The following is a 15,758-nucleotide window of genomic DNA, read 5'->3' on the forward strand; positions in this document are numbered from 1 at the left end:
AAATACTATTTTAAGAACATGGTCATTTTGGCTTTTGCGGTCTTGATGGCTCGGAATCGAAATCGCGCTCGCAGAGACCAGGATCCATCATGTCGGGCTCCGCACTTGATTTTGTTCGGTATCCGCAAACATAGCGGATGGGACCGACACCGGTCTTGCCCATCATTTGCACACCGGACTCAACCCACAGGAGCAATAGTCATGTCAGCCGGAGCCGTTAAGGGACTCGAGGTCTTGTTGATCGCAGGCGGCGTCTTCTGGTTCGCCTACTCGCAGATGAAGGCGTTGAAGCAGCCACCCCCCGGCCTGGAGAAGCCGGAGGGCGAGCACGACGATGTGTCGTCGGCGCAGACCGCTGCCGGCGACCCGAGACAAGGGCTGAGCTCGTCTCAGCGCGAGAGATAGGCCCGGACGGACTCTTTCAGGGTATCGAAATTCCGTCTGATCTCCGCCATGGCATCCTGAACCTCGGGGGTCACCTCCTTGGAGATCCGGCGGATCGCTGCAGCGTGCTCGTCTCGCCACTCCTCCATCCGCTCGCGTAGACGTTTCAGGGTCTCGTCCGCTCCGCCGGCCTTGTCTTTCTCGTCGTAGCCGAAGCCATATTCGACAATGTCTTCGGTCACCTCGCCCTTGAAGAGGCGGTACAGCTCGACCTGGACACACTTGGCGCTGTAGCTGAAGCGCCCATCCTTCTCCAAGCGACGCACGCTCATGCGGATCCGGGTCGACTCGAGCATGTGCAGCGGCGCATACCGGGCAGCGCGCTTGACGAAGTCGTGGTCCTCGGCGAGACGCAGCGATTCGTCGAATCCCCCGACGCGATCGAACAGCGCACGATCGACGAAGATCGCAAATCCGCCGGCATGCGGATCCGTCTTGAGGCTGAGCTTGACGAAATAGTTGGCCAGCTCGAAGAGCAGCTCGTCGAGCGGATTCTCCGAGTCCGGCTCGAACCAACAGGTGGCGAGCCGCATGTCTTCGCCGTCCATCTCCGCGAGGGCCTTCTCCAGAAAGTCATCCGGCGGCAGCACATCGGCGTCGAAAAAGAACAGACGCTCGCCCTGCGCGACGGCCGCGCCGCGGTTGCGCCCGACCGCCGGCATCCCCCCGTCGACGAGGGTCACGCCGCGCGAACGACAGATCTCGCGCGTGCCGTCGGTCGAGCCGGCATCGGCGACGATGATCTCGAAGTCGCGAAAGGTCTGTCGGTCGAGCCGATCGAGCAGCTTGGGCAGCAGATCGGACTCGTTCAACGCGGGAATAATGACGCTTGCCTTCATGGTGTTGCCCTCGCGAGGTCGTGCTCTTCGATCAGATCGAGCGAGTCGTCGAGCGCCGTGGCAAGCAAGGAGCGGTACATGGGCTCGGGGAGGTCGAACCCGCCCGTGCGGCAGACCGATGCGTACCAGTAGGCACTCGACTTGGGTGTGCGTTGCAGGGTGTCGTAGTCGACGTGGACCAGTCCGAAGCGCTTGGACAGGCCCAAGGCCCATTCGAAATTGTCCAGCAGACTCCAGACGAAATAGCCGCGAATATCGCTGCCGGCATCCAGTGCCTTGCGCAACATGAAGAGATAAGCCTCCAGATAGTCACGCCGCGCCGGGTCCTGCACGCTGCCGTCGGCCTCCACGCGATCGGCGAAGGCCGCACCGTTCTCGGTAATATAGACCGGCGGGTTATCGTATCGCTCGCGCAGCCAGGTGAGCGTGTCGAGAAAGCTGCGCGGGTAGATCTCCCAGTCCATGTCGGTATGTACCGCGTTCGGATCCGGGCTGCGCGCCAGCCGAAAACCGAGCCAGGGCAGCCGACTGCGCTCGATGATGATGCGCGAGTAATGGTTCACGCCGACGAAGTCGACCGGCTGGCCGATCAGGTCCAGGTCACCCGGGCGCAAGGTCCAGTTGAAGGCCGAGAGGAGACGCCGAACCGGGTTCGGATACCTGCCGGCCAGGATGGGATCGGCGAAGAGCCGATTCGCCAGGGCATCGATACGCTCGGCGATCCGGACATCGGCGCGCCGCCGCGGGATCACCGGAAACAGATTGAGCGCGGGTCCGACCTGCGCATCCGGCACCAGGCCGCGCAGACGCTGCAATGCCGCACCATGCGCCAGCAACAGATGATGCGCGACGCGAAACGCCATCAAGGGGTTCCGCCGACCGGGCGCATGATCGCCGGAGACGTAACCCGCGGCGACCACCGTGAGCGGTTCGTTGACGGTGACCCAATGCTTGACGCGATCCCCGAGACGGCGCGCGACGACCTCGGCGAAATCGGCGAAACGCCAGACCGTCGCACGTGCCTCCCAGCCGCCGCGCTGCTCCTCGAACCAGGGGAGATCCCAGTGATACAGGGTCGCGAAAGGCCGGATGCCGCGCTCGAGCAGCCCCTCGACCAGACGATCGTAGAAATCCAGACCCCGCCGGTTCACCCGTCCGTCCGGTCCGCTCATCACACGCGGCCAGGAGATCGAGAAACGATAAGCCCCCAGGCCAAGCGCCGCCATCAGATCCAGGTCGTCGGTAGAGCGGCGATAATGATCGCAGGCGATGCCTGCGTGGCTGCCGTCCTGCACACGCCCGGGGCGCGCCGTGAAGCGATCCCAGATCGAGGGCGCCTTGCCGTCGACATCGGGGGCGCCTTCGATCTGAAAGGCCGCGGTGGCGGCACCCCAGGTCAGGTTCTCGGGAAATTGGATTCGCATCGTCCTGGATCGCCTCCGTCCAAGCCCGCCAAAGGACAATGCACGGCGCAGCCCATGCATCGGATCCGCGTCACGCTTTCGAGCCCGGTCTTATGATAGCGTCGACCCAAGATGAAAGGATCAACCCGAACAACACACCCTTCGACCCCGTCTTTACACGACCGTCAAGGCATCGAGCAAGTCATGGACACCGAAGACACGACGAGCGATCTCGACGGGGTCGACCTCACCGGCATGGCCGCACGCATCGGCCGCACCCATCTGCGCCAACGCTTGGGTCTGGAAGACGACCATGAGGTCTTCGTGCTGCGCCGCCCCGGCGCCCACTTCTTCTACCCCGAAAATTGGTACTCGGTTCACGGTGTGATTCGTGCGTGTTTGCGTATCAGCGGACTCTACGCCCGCGCCCAGCGCAACGCCCGCAACATCCAGGTCAAACGCCACCGCGTCGCCGTCGCGAACCTTCCCTCGGCCTTCGAAGGCTTTCGCATCCTGCATCTGACCGATCTGCACGTGGACATGGAGAGCCGCAATGCCCATGCGATCAGCGATTGCGTGCGCGGCCTCGATTATGACCTCTGCGTGCTGACCGGCGACTATCGCGCCCGCACCTTCGGGCCGATCGACCGTGTGCTTGCAGGCATGGCGACGATTCGACTCCAGCTCAAGGGGCCGGTGTACGGGGTGCTGGGCAACCACGATACCCTGCGCCTGGTCCCCGGACTGGAGGCGCTCGGGATCCGATTGCTGCTGAACGAGGCGGTCGTCATCGAGCGCGATGGCCAGTTGATCCACCTCGCCGGTGTGGACGACGCCCATTACTATCAGGTCCACAATATCGATCGCGCCTCCGCCGAGATCCCGGACGAGGCATTCTCCATCCTCCTCTCGCACACCCCCGAGATCTATCGGCTGGCCGCCCATGCGGGGTTCAGCCTGATGCTCAGCGGTCACACCCACGGCGGCCAGATCTGCCTGCCCGGCGGAATCCCTGTCGTCTGGGACGCCCGGTGTCCCCGCGCCATGGCGTCGGGCCCCTGGCGCTACGGCACGCTGACCGGCTACACCTCGGTCGGCGCCGGCACCTCGGTGGTCAACGCCCGACTCAATTGTCTACCCGAAGTCACCCTGCACGAGCTGCGGCGCGCGCCCATCTAAACCGCGCCGACTCCAACGGTCGTCAAGCCTGCCGGGGCCGATCCCATCCAAAAACATCGCATACCGCGCTGGGCGCGGTTTAGGCGCCGAAGTCGACGACGCGGTTGCGCCCCTGGGCCTTCGCACGGTAGAGGGCCAAATCAGCACGACGGATCAGATCGGTCGCCTCCAACTCATGCGGATCAGCCACCGCCGATCCGATCGAGACGGTGATCCCGGGTAGATCCAGTCCGTGGCACTGCAACCGCATCTCCATGACGGCCGATCGCAGCGCTTCCAAACGACGGCGCGCATCGTCCGGGGTTGTACCGGGCAGGATCAGCATCAACTCCTCCCCGCCATAGCGGCAGACGATGTCGCTCCCGCGCACCCATCCACCCAGAAAGTGGCCCACCGCCGACAGGGCGAGGTCGCCGGCCTCGTGGCCGTAGGTGTCGTTGAATCGCTTGAAATGATCGAGGTCGAGCATCGCGACGGTCAAGGGCTCGCCGACACGGTTGCATCGCGCAAGCTCGCGCGGCAGGGTCTCTTCCAGATAACGGCGATTGAAAAGGCCGGTCAGCCCGTCGCGGATCGCCTGCTCGCGCAGCGCCTCGCGCAGCGCCAGGTTCGACAAGGTCAGTTTGATGGATTCGCCGACCGTCATCGCGAGCGTGCGCAGCTCGGCGAAGCCGCCGTCGCACAAGGTATCGGCCGCCACGATCTGCAGCAATCCCAGAGGCTGATCCTTGATCGCCAGCGGGACGCAGAGATAGCGACTTTCCGGCGGGCCTTGAAAGCGGTTGCAGCCACGACAGCCGTGCGGATCGGCGACGGCAAAGATCCCGCCCTGCCGGAAGGCTGCGCAGTCCCTCGCCGGGAAATGCGGGCGCAGGCCATGGCAGGCGCCCCAGGATGCGACAAGCGCGAGCGCTTCGCCTTGCTCATGCGCAACGACCAGCCCGCCCCCGTGCGAGCCGAAGAGGCTCACTGCGCTGTCGGCGAAGATTTCGTAGGCCGCGGCGCGACCCTCGCACGACAGCAAACGCTCGTTCATGCGATTGAGCGCGACCATTTGGGCATCGTGGCGCTGCAGGTCCCTGAGACTTCGTCGCAACGCCTCCTCGGCGTGTCTGCGCTCGGTGATGTCCTGTACTTGGGAGATGAAGTAGAGCGGTTGTCCCCGTGAGTCGCGCACCAAGGACGAGGAGACCTGTCCGTGAACGACATGGCCCAGGCGATGCCGGTAGCGTTTCTCGAAGGTCGCGTTCTCGGTTTCGCCTCGGACCGCGCGCGCGATGAATCCGGGGCTGACCGCGGCGTCTTCGGGTAGCGTAAGGGCATTGACCGACATCCCCTCGAGCTCCGCGTTCGTGTAGCCGAGGATCTCGCTCATGCGATCGTTCACCTTCAGAAACCGAGCCTGCAGATCGACCAGCACCATACCGGTATTGGCGTTGTCGAACGCCAAGCGGAATCGGGTCTCGCTCTCGCTCAGAGCCGCCGCCGCGCGTTCGCGCCCCGCGATATCGTCCTCGAGGCGCCGCTGAGCCAGCAGATAGTCGTACTCGATGCGCTGCGCGTTCATGATGATCTGGCTCAACGCAAGCAGCAGGACCGCCATGATCCCCCAGAGGATGAGCGCGCCGTGCGGTGGGGACGCCGCGAGAAAATCCGCGATCGGTGCGGCCACGACACCGGAATAGACCGCACGCGTCAGCTCGGTCAGGGTCAGAATGCCGATGGTGAATGCCTGCAGGCGGTCTCCGGAGCCGAAGTAATCGGGACGTTGCGTCATGAGCACCCGTAGCGCCCAAAGCTGCACGACGCTGGAATAGACGCCGAAGAGAACAATTCGCGCATTGATGCTCGGCGCGACGAAGGTGAACCAGGCCAACAAGGTCGCAAAAGAGAGCAGTAAGCCGAGCTCCGCCAGACGATGCGTCGGGCGGTCCCGAAAGAGCTGCAAGCCGCGTAGATACAGGGTGAGATCGGCCAGCAACAGAACATTGGCCAGAACGACCGTCAACCAGGGCGAGAGCTCGCCGCGCGACAACATGAGAATGCCGCCGAGCGTTCGGCAGAAGGTCCCGAGCACCCAATATCCAAAGCCCGGATAGGTGCGACGCGTGAAGAAGACAGTCGCCATGCCGATGTTGGTGGCGACCGAGATCGCCAACCCGGCAATCAAAAGGGTCGTCAGCTCCATCCGCGGATACTCTTGATCATGCGACGCAGGCGTGCCGAAAACGGCGTCAAGAGCAGATCGATCAGCGCGAAGGCGATCACGACGATGACGACCCCGGATGCCGAGAGATCCAAGGCAGTCATCAGCAGGATCGCCGGGATGAGTGCCTCCGGGATTTCATCCAAAAAGAGGGCGGGTTCACTGGGCTGCCGCCCCAGACGTCGTTTGATGAAGCTGGCAAGGAGATCCCCCGACATGGCGCCCAGAGCGGCGATCAGGCCGAAGAGCCAGGGCAAACCAAGCAGAACGGCAAGCCACGGCGTCGTCAGCAGAGCCGCGCCGAGACCGCGCCAGGTCTTCGAGGAACCCAGCCAAGGGCGACCGTCTCGGAAGGTGCGCCCGCCATCGAGCGGGTGCGCGAGACGATGCCCGAGAAGCAGACGCGCCAAGACCGGAACGCCGTTCGCCCAGACCACCAACGCCAGCATCTGTAGGGTCGGAGTCATCGGCGCAGCATGATTCCCGAACGGTCGCCCCTTGATCATGCCGCTCGCTTCGGAGCGGCATCCTGAAATCCATCACCCGACCGCCGGCCCTCGGATGAACGCCATCGTCGGTGCCGTCAAGACCTTAAATGAAGCACGAGGCGCTCGACGGCCCGAGTGCAGCGTCAAATATGCCGTCCGACGTCGACGACCTCTGCAACACCCATGAGGTCGGCAAACCGAGCCCCGGTGATCTTGATCAGGTGCTCGTGGTCACCGGATTCGAAGTAGACCTCCGGCAGATTCATGAGATGACGATCCACGAGCGTCCTCAGCTCGTATGCCGTACCGATCGGAGGCACGGCGCCCGGCTCGCAATCCGGGAACAGCCCCGCCAACTCGGCCTCGGTCGCCAGGCCCACCGGCTCTCCGAGGTACTCGTGAAGTCGCCCGAGGTGGACATGATAGTCGGCCGGGACGACGACGAGGAGATAGCGCCCGTCTTGATTGACGACGACCCCCTTCGCCAGATGATCCCCCGGGACGTGCGCCGCCTGCGCCGTATCCATGCTGGCACCGGTGTGAGGATGACGAACCAAGGTGTAGTCGATGCATTGCTCCTTGAGGTAGGACTCGAGCGTGCACGGGATGGACATGATGACCTCCTGCGTTGGATTGACCTACAGGGAAGTCTAGACCTTTCAACCGGGGTTCGTCGGCGTCGAACCACATCTGCGCCGACGCCCGAAGCGGACTACAGGAGCGAGATCGAGCGACCAAGGCCCCGATCCCGCCGGAGGCGGTTTAAGCCTTCAACTGCTCGGTGAGATGCGGTGTCAGGAGATCCAGCATCGCGCGATGCACCTTGAGGTTCCCGGCGATCAGATTGCCGGTCTCGAGAAAGCTCTTTCCGCCGGCGAGATCCGTGACGGTGCCGCCCGCCTCGGCGACAAGGAGCGCGCCCGCCGCGCAATCCCATTCGGCGAGACCGATCTCCCAGAAGCCGTCGGTGCGTCCGGCCGCGACATAGGCGAGATCCAGCGCGGCCGAGCCCGGCCGGCGCAGACCCGCGGTCGCCAGTGTCATGTCCTTGAACATGCGTAGATAGACGTCGATGTGGCGCTGGTCGCGAAAGGGGAAGCCGGTCCCGATCAGGGCACCTTCGAGCGAGGGGCGATTGGCGACGCGGATCTTGCGGTCGTTCAGTTGCGCGCCCTGACCGCGGGCGGCACTGTACATCTCCTCGCGCAGCGGGTCATAGACCACGCCGCACTCGAGCTGGCCCTTGTGCTTGAGCGCGATCGAGACCGAGAACTGCGGGAAGCCGTGCAGGTAGTTGGTCGTGCCGTCGAGCGGATCGATGACCCACTGGAAATCTCCTCGACCCTGCGCGCCGCTTTCCTCGGCGAGGATCGCATGATCCGGGAAGCGTGCCCGCAGCTCCTGGATGATCAGCGCTTCGGCACCGCGGTCGATGTCGCTCACGAAATCGTTGCGACTCTTGGACTCGACCTTCAGCGAGTCGACACGGTCCATGTAGCGCAGAAGGAGTTTGCCGGCACTGCGTGCGGCGCGAATAGCGATATTGAGGCTTGGGTGTTGCATAGTGTGCAAGATAACCGATGCGCGTCACCGATCAAAGATTGACAATCTACTGATGTTCTGAAGAACTTGCATCCATGATGACAGAGAACCCCGACAACGCCCTTGCGCGCATCCGTTTCGTCCTGGTCGAGCCCACCCTCGGCGGGAACATCGGGGCGGTGGCCAGGGCCATGAAGACCATGGGCCTCTCGCGACTGGAGCTGGTCGCACCCAAGCAGCTTCCGGATGCCGAGGCACTGGCCCGCGCCTGCGGAGCGGACGATCTGCTGCAGCACGCAGGGATTCATGCGGACCTGCCCGCAGCCATCGCAGACTGTCGACTCGTGATCGGCACGAGCGCGCGCCGGCGCACGCTCGACTGGGAGACCCTGGAACCGCCCGAAACTGCCCGGAGGCTCCTCGCGGAGGCCGCCGAGGGCGAGGCCGCGCTGCTGCTCGGGCGCGAGAGCTCCGGCCTGACCAATGCGGAGCTGGCGCGCTGCCAGTTTCTGGTCCACATCCCGACGAACCCGGACTTCAGCTCGCTCAACCTGGCGGCTGCGGCACAGGTCTTCGCCTACGAGATCCGCCGCTGTCGGCGCGAAGGTCTCTCCGAGCCGACGGGCGCACCCTCGAATGCCCTGTCGGGCGAGCCCGCGCGCGATCTCGCCACGGCGCAGGAGCTCGAGGGTCTGCACGCTCACCTGGCCGACACCCTGCGCGACATCGGCTTCGGCGACCCGGACAGCTCCAAGAAGCTGCTGCTGCGCCTGCGCCACCTCTTCAATCGCGCTCGCCCGGATCGCGTCGAGATCAACATCCTGCGCGGCATCCTGAGCGCCGCGCAGGGCCGCAAGAGCAGCAAACGGCCAACGCCTCCGACCGACTGACTCGTTCAAAGGCTTGTATTTATGTTCGAACGATTGAAGGAAGACATCGCCTGCGTCTTCGAGCGCGACCCGGCAGCGCGCACCGCATTCGAGGTCTTCACCACCTACCCGGGACTGCACGCGGTGCTGGTCCATCGGCTGACGCACCGGCTGTGGAAACGCAATCTCAAGTGGCTCGCCCGCGTGCTCTCCAATCTGGCGCGACTCTTCACCGGAATCGAGATCCATCCGGGCGCCGTGATCGGCCGACGCTTCTTCATCGATCACGGCATGGGTGTGGTAATCGGCGAAACGGCGGTGATCGGCGACGACTGCACCCTCTATCACGGGGTGACCCTGGGCGGCACCACCTGGCAAAAAGGCAAGCGCCATCCGACCCTTGGGCGCGATGTCGTCGTCGGCGCCGGGGCCAAGGTCCTGGGCCCGCTCCTGATCGGCGACGGCGTGCGCATCGGCTCGAATGCCGTGGTCGTGAAGTCGGTCCCGGCGGGCGCGACGGTCGTCGGCGTCCCCGGTCGCATCATCGAGCCGGCGAAGGACGCGACCACTCGCCGGCGCGCCGACACCGCCAAGCGGATCGGCTTCGATGCCTACGGCGCGACACGCGACGCCCCCGATCCGATCGCCAACGCCATCAACCGCATGCTCGACCACATCCACCACATGGACCAGCGCGTCGAGCAGATGTCCAGAGCCCTCGAAAGCCGCGGCATCATGCAGCACTTCGAGCACGACCCCACGCTCGACGCGGTCGAGATCCCGCCCGCAACCGACTCGGACTCGGTTTAATCGCAATTTCGGTATGGATTAATTGATCGCCGTGGTCGGGTACCGTATCATGCTGTGGGATATCGATTAACGGAGCGAGGTGCTCGTGAGACTGACAACGAAGGGCCGCTATGCGGTCACGGCAATGCTCGATCTGGCCATCCATCAGGGCCAAGGCCCCATCGCGTTGGCCGACATTGCCCAACGCCAAGGCATTTCACTGTCCTACCTCGAGCAGCTGTTCGCGAAGCTGCGACGGCGCTCACTCGTTACCAGCGTCCGCGGGCCGGGCGGCGGGTACAACCTGGCCCGCCAGGCAGCCGACATCCATATCGCCGAGGTGATCGCCGCGGTCGACGAGAACGTCGACACGACCCGCTGCGGCGGCGCACACAACTGCCAAAACAACGGCCCCTGCCTGACCCACGATCTCTGGCATGACTTGAGCGACCGCATCTACGACTATCTCAACCACATCAGCCTGCAGCAGCTCGTGGACCGCCGGGACGAAACCGGTAACCGCCCGGGCACAACCTGCACGGCGGTCGATGTCAAGCTCGGCGTTCAGCGCATCGTCGCGAACGCCTGAAGCGGAGCAGGCCCTCGCGGCCTCGTTGTACGAGACCGACGCCTTCCGAGCCGAAGGCGCGTCTCGACCTCGCCGCAACGATGCTCTGCGCTTGCCTTCGGTGACCTGCACGCACTAGGATTCGATCTCGGTTGTCGGATTCCGGGTCGAGGCGCGCCGCAGGTGGCAACGATCTCCGCCGTTGTGGACGGCTCCAAAAACTATTTCAATCTCTTCGATCTTCCGATCGCGTTTGTTGTCGACCAATCCCGCCTGTCCGAGCGCTACCGTGCACTGCTCGACGGGGACGCCGCAACATCCTACGGCGATCCGCGATCGGCCCACGACTCGGCGCCGGAGCAGTCGCCGATCGAGATCGAGCTGGCTTACCGGACCTTGCTCGATCCCCTGGCGCGGGCCGCCTACCTGCTCGATCTCCTGGATTGTCGAAGCGAAGGCTATGGGGCGAGCGCCGGCGAATACGGCGCCCTCGGGGGCTTCCTGATGGCCGAGATCGAGCTGCGCGAAAGCCTCGACGAGGCGGCAAGCCGGCCGGATTCGGCTGCCGCGGTGGCCGGAATCCTGACCGATCTCGCCGAGCAGGGTGCCTCTTTGGAGAAGGATCTACAGCGCGTGCTCGCCGATCCGTCGCCGCAGAATCTGACCGCCGCACGGGAGATCCTTCGACGACTTGAGCTCGTCGGTACCTGTCGGCGTGATGCGGAGGACCGTCGAGCGGCATTGACGTCCCGGGTCTGAGCGATGCCGTCGAGCCCCCCGGCGATCGCCCGACCCGGGACGGATCGGGCCGAGCGACGCGCAGCGCCTATCGGACTCAGCACTGCTCCCAAGGCAGGCCCCGAAAGCGCCAACCGCCCTGGGTGCTTCTATGGTGCTGCTCGTCGAGATCGCCCTCGAAGCCCTCGTCGACGTGATAGACGGCCTTGAGCCCGTCCTGGACCAGCGCTTTGCCGGCTTCGAGCGAGCGCTTGCCGCTGCGACAGATCAGGATGACGGGAGCGCACGGCCCGCCCGGCTCGCAGACGGCGCCGCCGAGCAACAGCTTGCGGATCTCGGTCACGAAGTGCGGGTTGACCACCCAATCCGGCTCGTCGATCCAGGGGACATGCACGGCACCCTTGGGATGGCCCACGAACAGAAACTCCATCGAGGAGCGGATATCCACCAGGACCGCCTGTGGATGCTCTTCGAGCATCTCGAAGGCCTCTTGGGGTGTCAGTGGTCTCGGATGATCATCGTTCACGCGGGGATACCTCGTTTGGTGGTTGTCGTTTTAGTCGTTGCTCGCCGCGTCGGCCCCGGTGCAGACAGGCCCCCGTGGAAACATGCGGCGGTCAGCAGTTTATCAAGCAACTCGGATCTGTCATCCGAATCGGAGGTGCGACGCAACATCGTACCCGACGGGGATCGACCGGACGCGAAGAATGAAAGGAGATGGGTTTGGGACACAAGGCGCAATCCGTCGAACGACCGAGCAGCGCAGGCGTAAAAGATGCCTTGGTACGCAACCTCATGCATCTGCTGGCCCGATTGCCGCTCGGCGTACTGCAACGCCTCGGCTCGGGCATCGGGCTGCTGATCGGGTCATGGCCGAACAAGCAAAGACGCAACGCACTCATCAATATCGCACTCTGCTTCCCCGCGCTCGACGGGAAGGAGCAGGTCCGTTTGCGCAACCAAAATCTGCGCGAGTTCGGCAAGACCTATGTCGAGATCGCTCATCTGTGGTTGCGGCCGGCGGACGAGGTGCTCGCGCTGGTGCGCGAGGTGAGAGGGGGCGAGCTGTTGGAGCGGCGCGAGGGCAAGGGCTTGATCGTGCTCTCCCCGCACCTGGGCGCCTGGGAGCTGGCAGGGTTACACCTCGCGGCACAGGGCCCGACGGCCATCTTCTACAAGCCGCAGCAATATCTCGACGACATGATCCTCGCCTCTCGCGCACGCAGCGGCGCCGAGCTGGCGCCGATCACGGCGAAGGGCATCCGGGTACTTGTCCAGGCGCTGGAGCGCGGCGATTACGTCGGCATCCTACCCGATCAGGAGCCCAAGGCCGACAAAGGCGCTGTCTTCGCGCCATTCTTCGGGATTCCGGCCTTCACCATGCTCCTGGTCAACCGACTGTCGCGCCGCACGGGCGCGCCCGTGATCTTCATGTTCGCGGAACGTTTGAAGGGAGCAAAGGGCTTCAGGATGCACTGCATCCCCGCTCCGGCCGGAATCGCCAGCGAGGACGACATCGAGGCAGCGACCGCCTTGAACAAAGGGATCGAGCAGTGCGTCTCGGTCTGCCCGGAGCAATACGTTTGGCCCTACAAGCGCTTTAGACGGCGCCCGAACGGCGCCCCGGGGATCTACAACGGACCGCTTTCGGATCGCCATACACTCGCACAGGTGTCGCGATTACACCGGAGGATGTCGGAAGTGACGTGAGCACATCCCTGTGCTCGGTCGGACGGCCCCGCGATCAGGTGATCTTGTCGGCCGCGTTCTGAGTCTCGCCCATGTTGTCGGTCCAGGTGATCTCGATCGGATCACCGACCTCGCCGCCCTTGAACTTGAACGCCAGATAGGGGTTCTTGGAAATGCCGCCGCTCCAGTTGGCGGTCATCACGACCTGATCCTTGGATTTGCAGACGACTTCCTGGATGAAGTGCGCAGGAACCAGCTCGCCGGTCTTGCTGTCCTTTCGCAGCCCGGTTTCCATCGGGTGACTCATCAAGCACTTGACTTCGGTCTCGCCGTCTTTGAGCTTGGCGCGGATCTTGATGTCTGACATCTCTGTATACCTCGAGTTTGGTGTCTATGCCGTGTCCCGCGGGGAGCGACTCGATCAGCCGCCGCAGCCGCCGATGGTGACCTTCACTTCCTTGGCATTGCTGTAGAGCTTGTCGCCGGTCTGGACCACGGCGACGACGTTGGAGGTCTTGGCCATCTTGATCCGGGTAGACACGAAGGGGACCGCGGACTCTCCCAAATCGAACGACGCAATGAGCGGCGTCTGGTTCTGGTCGGCAACGATCGCGATCGACTTGACACCTGCCATGTCCGTCTCGACGGTGACCGGCACGACTGCACCGTTTTCGGCGATATCCGGGGCCTTGATCTTGATCGCCTCGCTGGTCTCGGCGGCATCCGATCCCATCAGGCTCGTCAGGGCTGTCGGCAGATCCTTCGCATGGAAGGCCGCCTCGTTCCAGCTCGCAAGGACCAGGCTGGGGGACAGCAGACCGGCGCCGACAGCAACTCCGACGGTACCTGCGGCGAGTGAACCCTTGAGCAGGATTCGACGTTTTGCATCGATCATGGGACATCTCCTATGGAGCATGGGTGGGTGTACTGGGATGCATTGAGCATCGCGCGCGTCGGGGCAGGTTGCGGCCGAAGCCGAACCGATGCCCCCGATAGGCCGGTTCGACAAACATGCAAGCACTCGGGATATTTGTCGGGTTCGATCGACTCGGGTGCCGGCTCTCGTCCGAGATTCGGATATGGCGGCGTGGACGCCCGAGTCCTCGCGGCCCGATCCGACTCGCGTGGGGTATGAACGGTGAAATCCTCCACATCTTTTCGATCTTATTATGCGGTCGGCCGACGGCCGCCTTTTCGGCGGAAACTTCCAATACAACCGGCTTTAAATCCGCTCGTTCGAGTGCTAACCCGACATCGACACCCGGACAATGTTACCTCAGTCCTACCGGACTTGGAACGCTCTTCATCGCACGTTCGGGGTCGCCGCGCGCAGGGGGTTCCCGCCCCGCCGCTTCTCGTCGCGCTCTTCTTCACGCCATGCATCGAGGCGAACCTGAATCTGCGCCGCCTCGTGATATGGGACGTCGGGCCGACGCAAGGCCAGCTCGAGATGCCGAATGGCGGGCTCGAGGTCGCCTTCGACATAGAGCTTCTCCGCACGATAACGATCGACGGTCGACCGATCGCCAGCCTTGGTCGCCGCCTGCACGAGCGCCTCGTAGAGCATGGCGTTGGCCGGCCGCACACGCACGACGGCCTTGAACTCGTCCACCGCACGCGCGGGCTGACCCGCGGACATGAGGGCCTCCGCGTAGGCGACCCGTAAAGGCCACTGACCGGGGAAGAGGCTCACCGCCTGTTTCAGATGTGCCAAGGCGTCGGCACTGTTGCCGAGCGCGAGATCGAGCTCGGCGTCCAGGACAACGAATTCGGCCTGGCTCGGATGGGCCACGATCAGCTTGTCGCTCTCGCGCTTCGCCTCGGTAAACCGTCGCGCGCGCTGCAGTGCGAGGGCATAGCCGTAACGCTCGGCAATCTCTTCGCGAAAACGCCCACCCCGCAAGGTGTCCTCGAAATGCGCAACGGACTGCTCGGCTCGCCGATAAGAGCGCTCGCGCAGCTTGGCGCGCGTCAGCTGAAATCGCAGGCTATCCGGGCGCTGACGCACGCCGAAGCTCTCGGCACGCCCGAGTGAGTCAGAGATGCGATCGGCCGTCACCGGATGCGTGCGCAGGAACTCCGGGGCGTTCGACTCGTAGACCCGCGTGGCCTTGGCGAGTCGCTCGAAGAAGCCGGCCATCGCGAAGGGGTCGTGACCGGCACCGGCCAGCGCCTGGATCCCGATGCGGTCCGCCTCCTTCTCGTTGTCGCGCGTGAAGTTGATCTGGCGCTGGAGCGCGGCGGCCTGCACGCCGGCGATGGCCGCGGCCCCGGCGTCGGGCGAGACCTGAGCGCCGAGGATGGCCGCGGCGATGAGCAAGGCAGTCGTCGGCAGACTGAGCTTGCTCTGATCCTCGAACGAGCGCATCAGGTGGCGCTGGGTGACATGGGCTATCTCATGGGCCATCACGGCGGCGAGCTCGCTCTCGGTCTCCGCCGCCAAGACCAGTCCGGCGTAGATGCCGATATAGCCGCCGGGCCCCGCAAACGCGTTGACCACAGGTTCGTCGATCAGGAAGAAGGAAAAGTTGCCCCCGGCGGTTCGATCGGCCTCGACCAAGGCGGTACCCAAGGACTCGATATAGCTTGTGGCGAGCGGATCGTCCATCACGGGGAGGGCGTTGCGCACGCTGCGCATGAAGAGCTTGCCGAGCCGCGCCTCGGCGGACCGGGTCATCATGCTGTCCGAGGAGCTGCCCATATCGGGAAGACTGTAGGCATCGGCCGACACCGACGTAGATACGACCGCCAAGAGCGCAAACCCGCCCAACGCCAACCGCCGAAACCGACCGATAAACATACGGATCATCATGGTTTGGTGAGACGCAACGCGCCCCTCGTAGTTCCTCAAAGCGCGCGCCATGCACGACCCTTTCCGGTTTCGACGGCCAACACGTCCCCACGATCCGCGACGCTCATTCCGTGCACGCTCTCCGAACGCAATAGTCCATCTAAACCGCGTCGTGCCGAGGCTGTTGATCCCGCCATCGCCCAAGCCACCTCG

Annotated in this window: 17 protein-coding genes; 7 read left to right on the forward strand and 10 right to left on the reverse strand. The window is 64.2% G+C overall.

Features of this window, described 5'->3' with window-relative positions; translation table 11 throughout:
• The first annotated feature begins 201 nt into the window (after nucleotides 1-201).
• Nucleotides 202-405 carry a hypothetical protein gene (locus BLV04_RS11290; RefSeq protein ID WP_093031653.1) on the forward strand — a complete coding sequence of 68 codons (204 nt, stop codon included), beginning with the start codon at nucleotides 202-204 and terminating at the stop codon, nucleotides 403-405.
• Here BLV04_RS11290 and BLV04_RS11295 read toward each other — a convergent pair.
• Nucleotides 390-1,283 (reverse strand): glycosyltransferase, encoded by an 894-nt coding sequence (locus tag BLV04_RS11295; RefSeq protein WP_093031656.1) that lies wholly within the window; start codon nucleotides 1,281-1,283, stop codon nucleotides 390-392. The genes BLV04_RS11290 and BLV04_RS11295 overlap by 16 nt on opposite strands.
• Nucleotides 1,280-2,707 carry a GH1 family beta-glucosidase gene (locus BLV04_RS11300; RefSeq protein WP_093031659.1) on the reverse strand — a complete coding sequence of 476 codons (1,428 nt, stop codon included), beginning with the start codon at nucleotides 2,705-2,707 and terminating at the stop codon, nucleotides 1,280-1,282. Before BLV04_RS11300 ends, BLV04_RS11295 begins: the two co-directional genes overlap by 4 nt.
• 183 nt (nucleotides 2,708-2,890) lie before the next feature.
• Here BLV04_RS11300 and BLV04_RS11305 point away from each other — a divergent pair, with 183 nt between their 5' ends.
• Complete coding sequence (locus tag BLV04_RS11305; protein WP_093031662.1) at nucleotides 2,891-3,865, forward strand: metallophosphoesterase; 975 nt, start codon at nucleotides 2,891-2,893, stop codon at nucleotides 3,863-3,865.
• Nucleotides 3,866-3,944: 79 nt separating this feature from the next.
• On the opposite strand, the gene BLV04_RS11310 is transcribed toward BLV04_RS11305, so the two are convergent.
• The 4 genes from BLV04_RS11310 to BLV04_RS11325 all read right to left on the reverse strand — a co-directional run bounded on the left by BLV04_RS11310 (nucleotide 3,945) and on the right by BLV04_RS11325 (nucleotide 8,122).
• The gene (locus tag BLV04_RS11310) at nucleotides 3,945-6,053 is read right to left on the reverse strand and encodes a GGDEF domain-containing protein (protein ID WP_093031665.1); all 2,109 of its coding nucleotides are present in this window, start codon (nucleotides 6,051-6,053) and stop codon (nucleotides 3,945-3,947) included.
• On the reverse strand, nucleotides 6,044-6,538 hold the full coding sequence (locus BLV04_RS11315) for a CDP-archaeol synthase (protein WP_093031893.1): 495 nt from the start codon (nucleotides 6,536-6,538) through the stop codon (nucleotides 6,044-6,046). The genes BLV04_RS11310 and BLV04_RS11315 overlap by 10 nt, the downstream gene beginning before the upstream one ends.
• 164 nt (nucleotides 6,539-6,702) lie before the next feature.
• Nucleotides 6,703-7,173, reverse strand: coding sequence for an aminoacyl-tRNA deacylase (locus BLV04_RS11320; RefSeq protein WP_093031668.1), 471 nt, complete (start codon nucleotides 7,171-7,173; stop codon nucleotides 6,703-6,705).
• A 148-nt stretch (nucleotides 7,174-7,321) separates the two neighbouring features.
• On the reverse strand, nucleotides 7,322-8,122 hold the full coding sequence (locus tag BLV04_RS11325) for an inositol monophosphatase family protein (protein WP_093031671.1): 801 nt from the start codon (nucleotides 8,120-8,122) through the stop codon (nucleotides 7,322-7,324).
• Between the two features lie 77 nt (nucleotides 8,123-8,199).
• On the opposite strand from BLV04_RS11325, the gene BLV04_RS11330 reads away from it, so the two are divergent.
• The 4 genes from BLV04_RS11330 to BLV04_RS11345 all read left to right on the forward strand — a co-directional run bounded on the left by BLV04_RS11330 (nucleotide 8,200) and on the right by BLV04_RS11345 (nucleotide 11,086).
• The gene (locus tag BLV04_RS11330; RefSeq protein ID WP_371828641.1) at nucleotides 8,200-8,991 is read left to right on the forward strand and encodes an RNA methyltransferase; all 792 of its coding nucleotides are present in this window, start codon (nucleotides 8,200-8,202) and stop codon (nucleotides 8,989-8,991) included.
• A 21-nt stretch (nucleotides 8,992-9,012) separates the two neighbouring features.
• Nucleotides 9,013-9,780, forward strand: coding sequence for a serine O-acetyltransferase (cysE, locus tag BLV04_RS11335; RefSeq protein ID WP_093031677.1), 768 nt, complete (start codon nucleotides 9,013-9,015; stop codon nucleotides 9,778-9,780).
• 85 nt (nucleotides 9,781-9,865) lie between these two features.
• On the forward strand, nucleotides 9,866-10,348 hold the full coding sequence (iscR, locus tag BLV04_RS11340; protein WP_093031895.1) for a Fe-S cluster assembly transcriptional regulator IscR: 483 nt from the start codon (nucleotides 9,866-9,868) through the stop codon (nucleotides 10,346-10,348).
• Between the two features lie 162 nt (nucleotides 10,349-10,510).
• Nucleotides 10,511-11,086 carry an iron-sulfur cluster co-chaperone HscB C-terminal domain-containing protein gene (locus tag BLV04_RS11345; protein ID WP_245731849.1) on the forward strand — a complete coding sequence of 192 codons (576 nt, stop codon included), beginning with the start codon at nucleotides 10,511-10,513 and terminating at the stop codon, nucleotides 11,084-11,086.
• Between the two features lie 76 nt (nucleotides 11,087-11,162).
• On the opposite strand, the gene BLV04_RS11350 is transcribed toward BLV04_RS11345, so the two are convergent.
• Nucleotides 11,163-11,591 (reverse strand): rhodanese-like domain-containing protein, encoded by a 429-nt coding sequence (locus BLV04_RS11350; RefSeq protein ID WP_093031680.1) that lies wholly within the window; start codon nucleotides 11,589-11,591, stop codon nucleotides 11,163-11,165.
• A gap of 197 nt (nucleotides 11,592-11,788) precedes the next feature.
• On the opposite strand from BLV04_RS11350, the gene BLV04_RS11355 reads away from it, so the two are divergent.
• Nucleotides 11,789-12,775: a lysophospholipid acyltransferase family protein gene (locus tag BLV04_RS11355; RefSeq protein WP_245731850.1), complete on the forward strand. Its 987-nt coding sequence runs from the start codon at nucleotides 11,789-11,791 to the stop codon at nucleotides 12,773-12,775.
• Between the two features lie 34 nt (nucleotides 12,776-12,809).
• On the opposite strand, the gene soxZ is transcribed toward BLV04_RS11355, so the two are convergent.
• The 3 genes from soxZ to BLV04_RS11370 form a co-directional block, all read right to left on the reverse strand.
• On the reverse strand, nucleotides 12,810-13,121 hold the full coding sequence (soxZ, locus tag BLV04_RS11360; protein WP_093031686.1) for a thiosulfate oxidation carrier complex protein SoxZ: 312 nt from the start codon (nucleotides 13,119-13,121) through the stop codon (nucleotides 12,810-12,812).
• A gap of 54 nt (nucleotides 13,122-13,175) precedes the next feature.
• Nucleotides 13,176-13,649, reverse strand: a complete 474-nt coding sequence (gene soxY / locus BLV04_RS11365; RefSeq protein WP_093031689.1) for a thiosulfate oxidation carrier protein SoxY — start codon at nucleotides 13,647-13,649, stop codon at nucleotides 13,176-13,178.
• A gap of 408 nt (nucleotides 13,650-14,057) precedes the next feature.
• Entirely contained in the window at nucleotides 14,058-15,617 is a 1,560-nt protein-coding gene (locus BLV04_RS11370; RefSeq protein ID WP_245731851.1) for a M48 family metalloprotease, read from the reverse strand.
• Nucleotides 15,618-15,758 lie beyond the last annotated feature (141 nt).

The organism is Thiocapsa roseopersicina, assembly GCF_900106925.1.
In the GTDB taxonomy this organism is placed as follows: Bacteria; Pseudomonadota; Gammaproteobacteria; order Chromatiales; family Chromatiaceae; genus Thiocapsa; species Thiocapsa roseopersicina.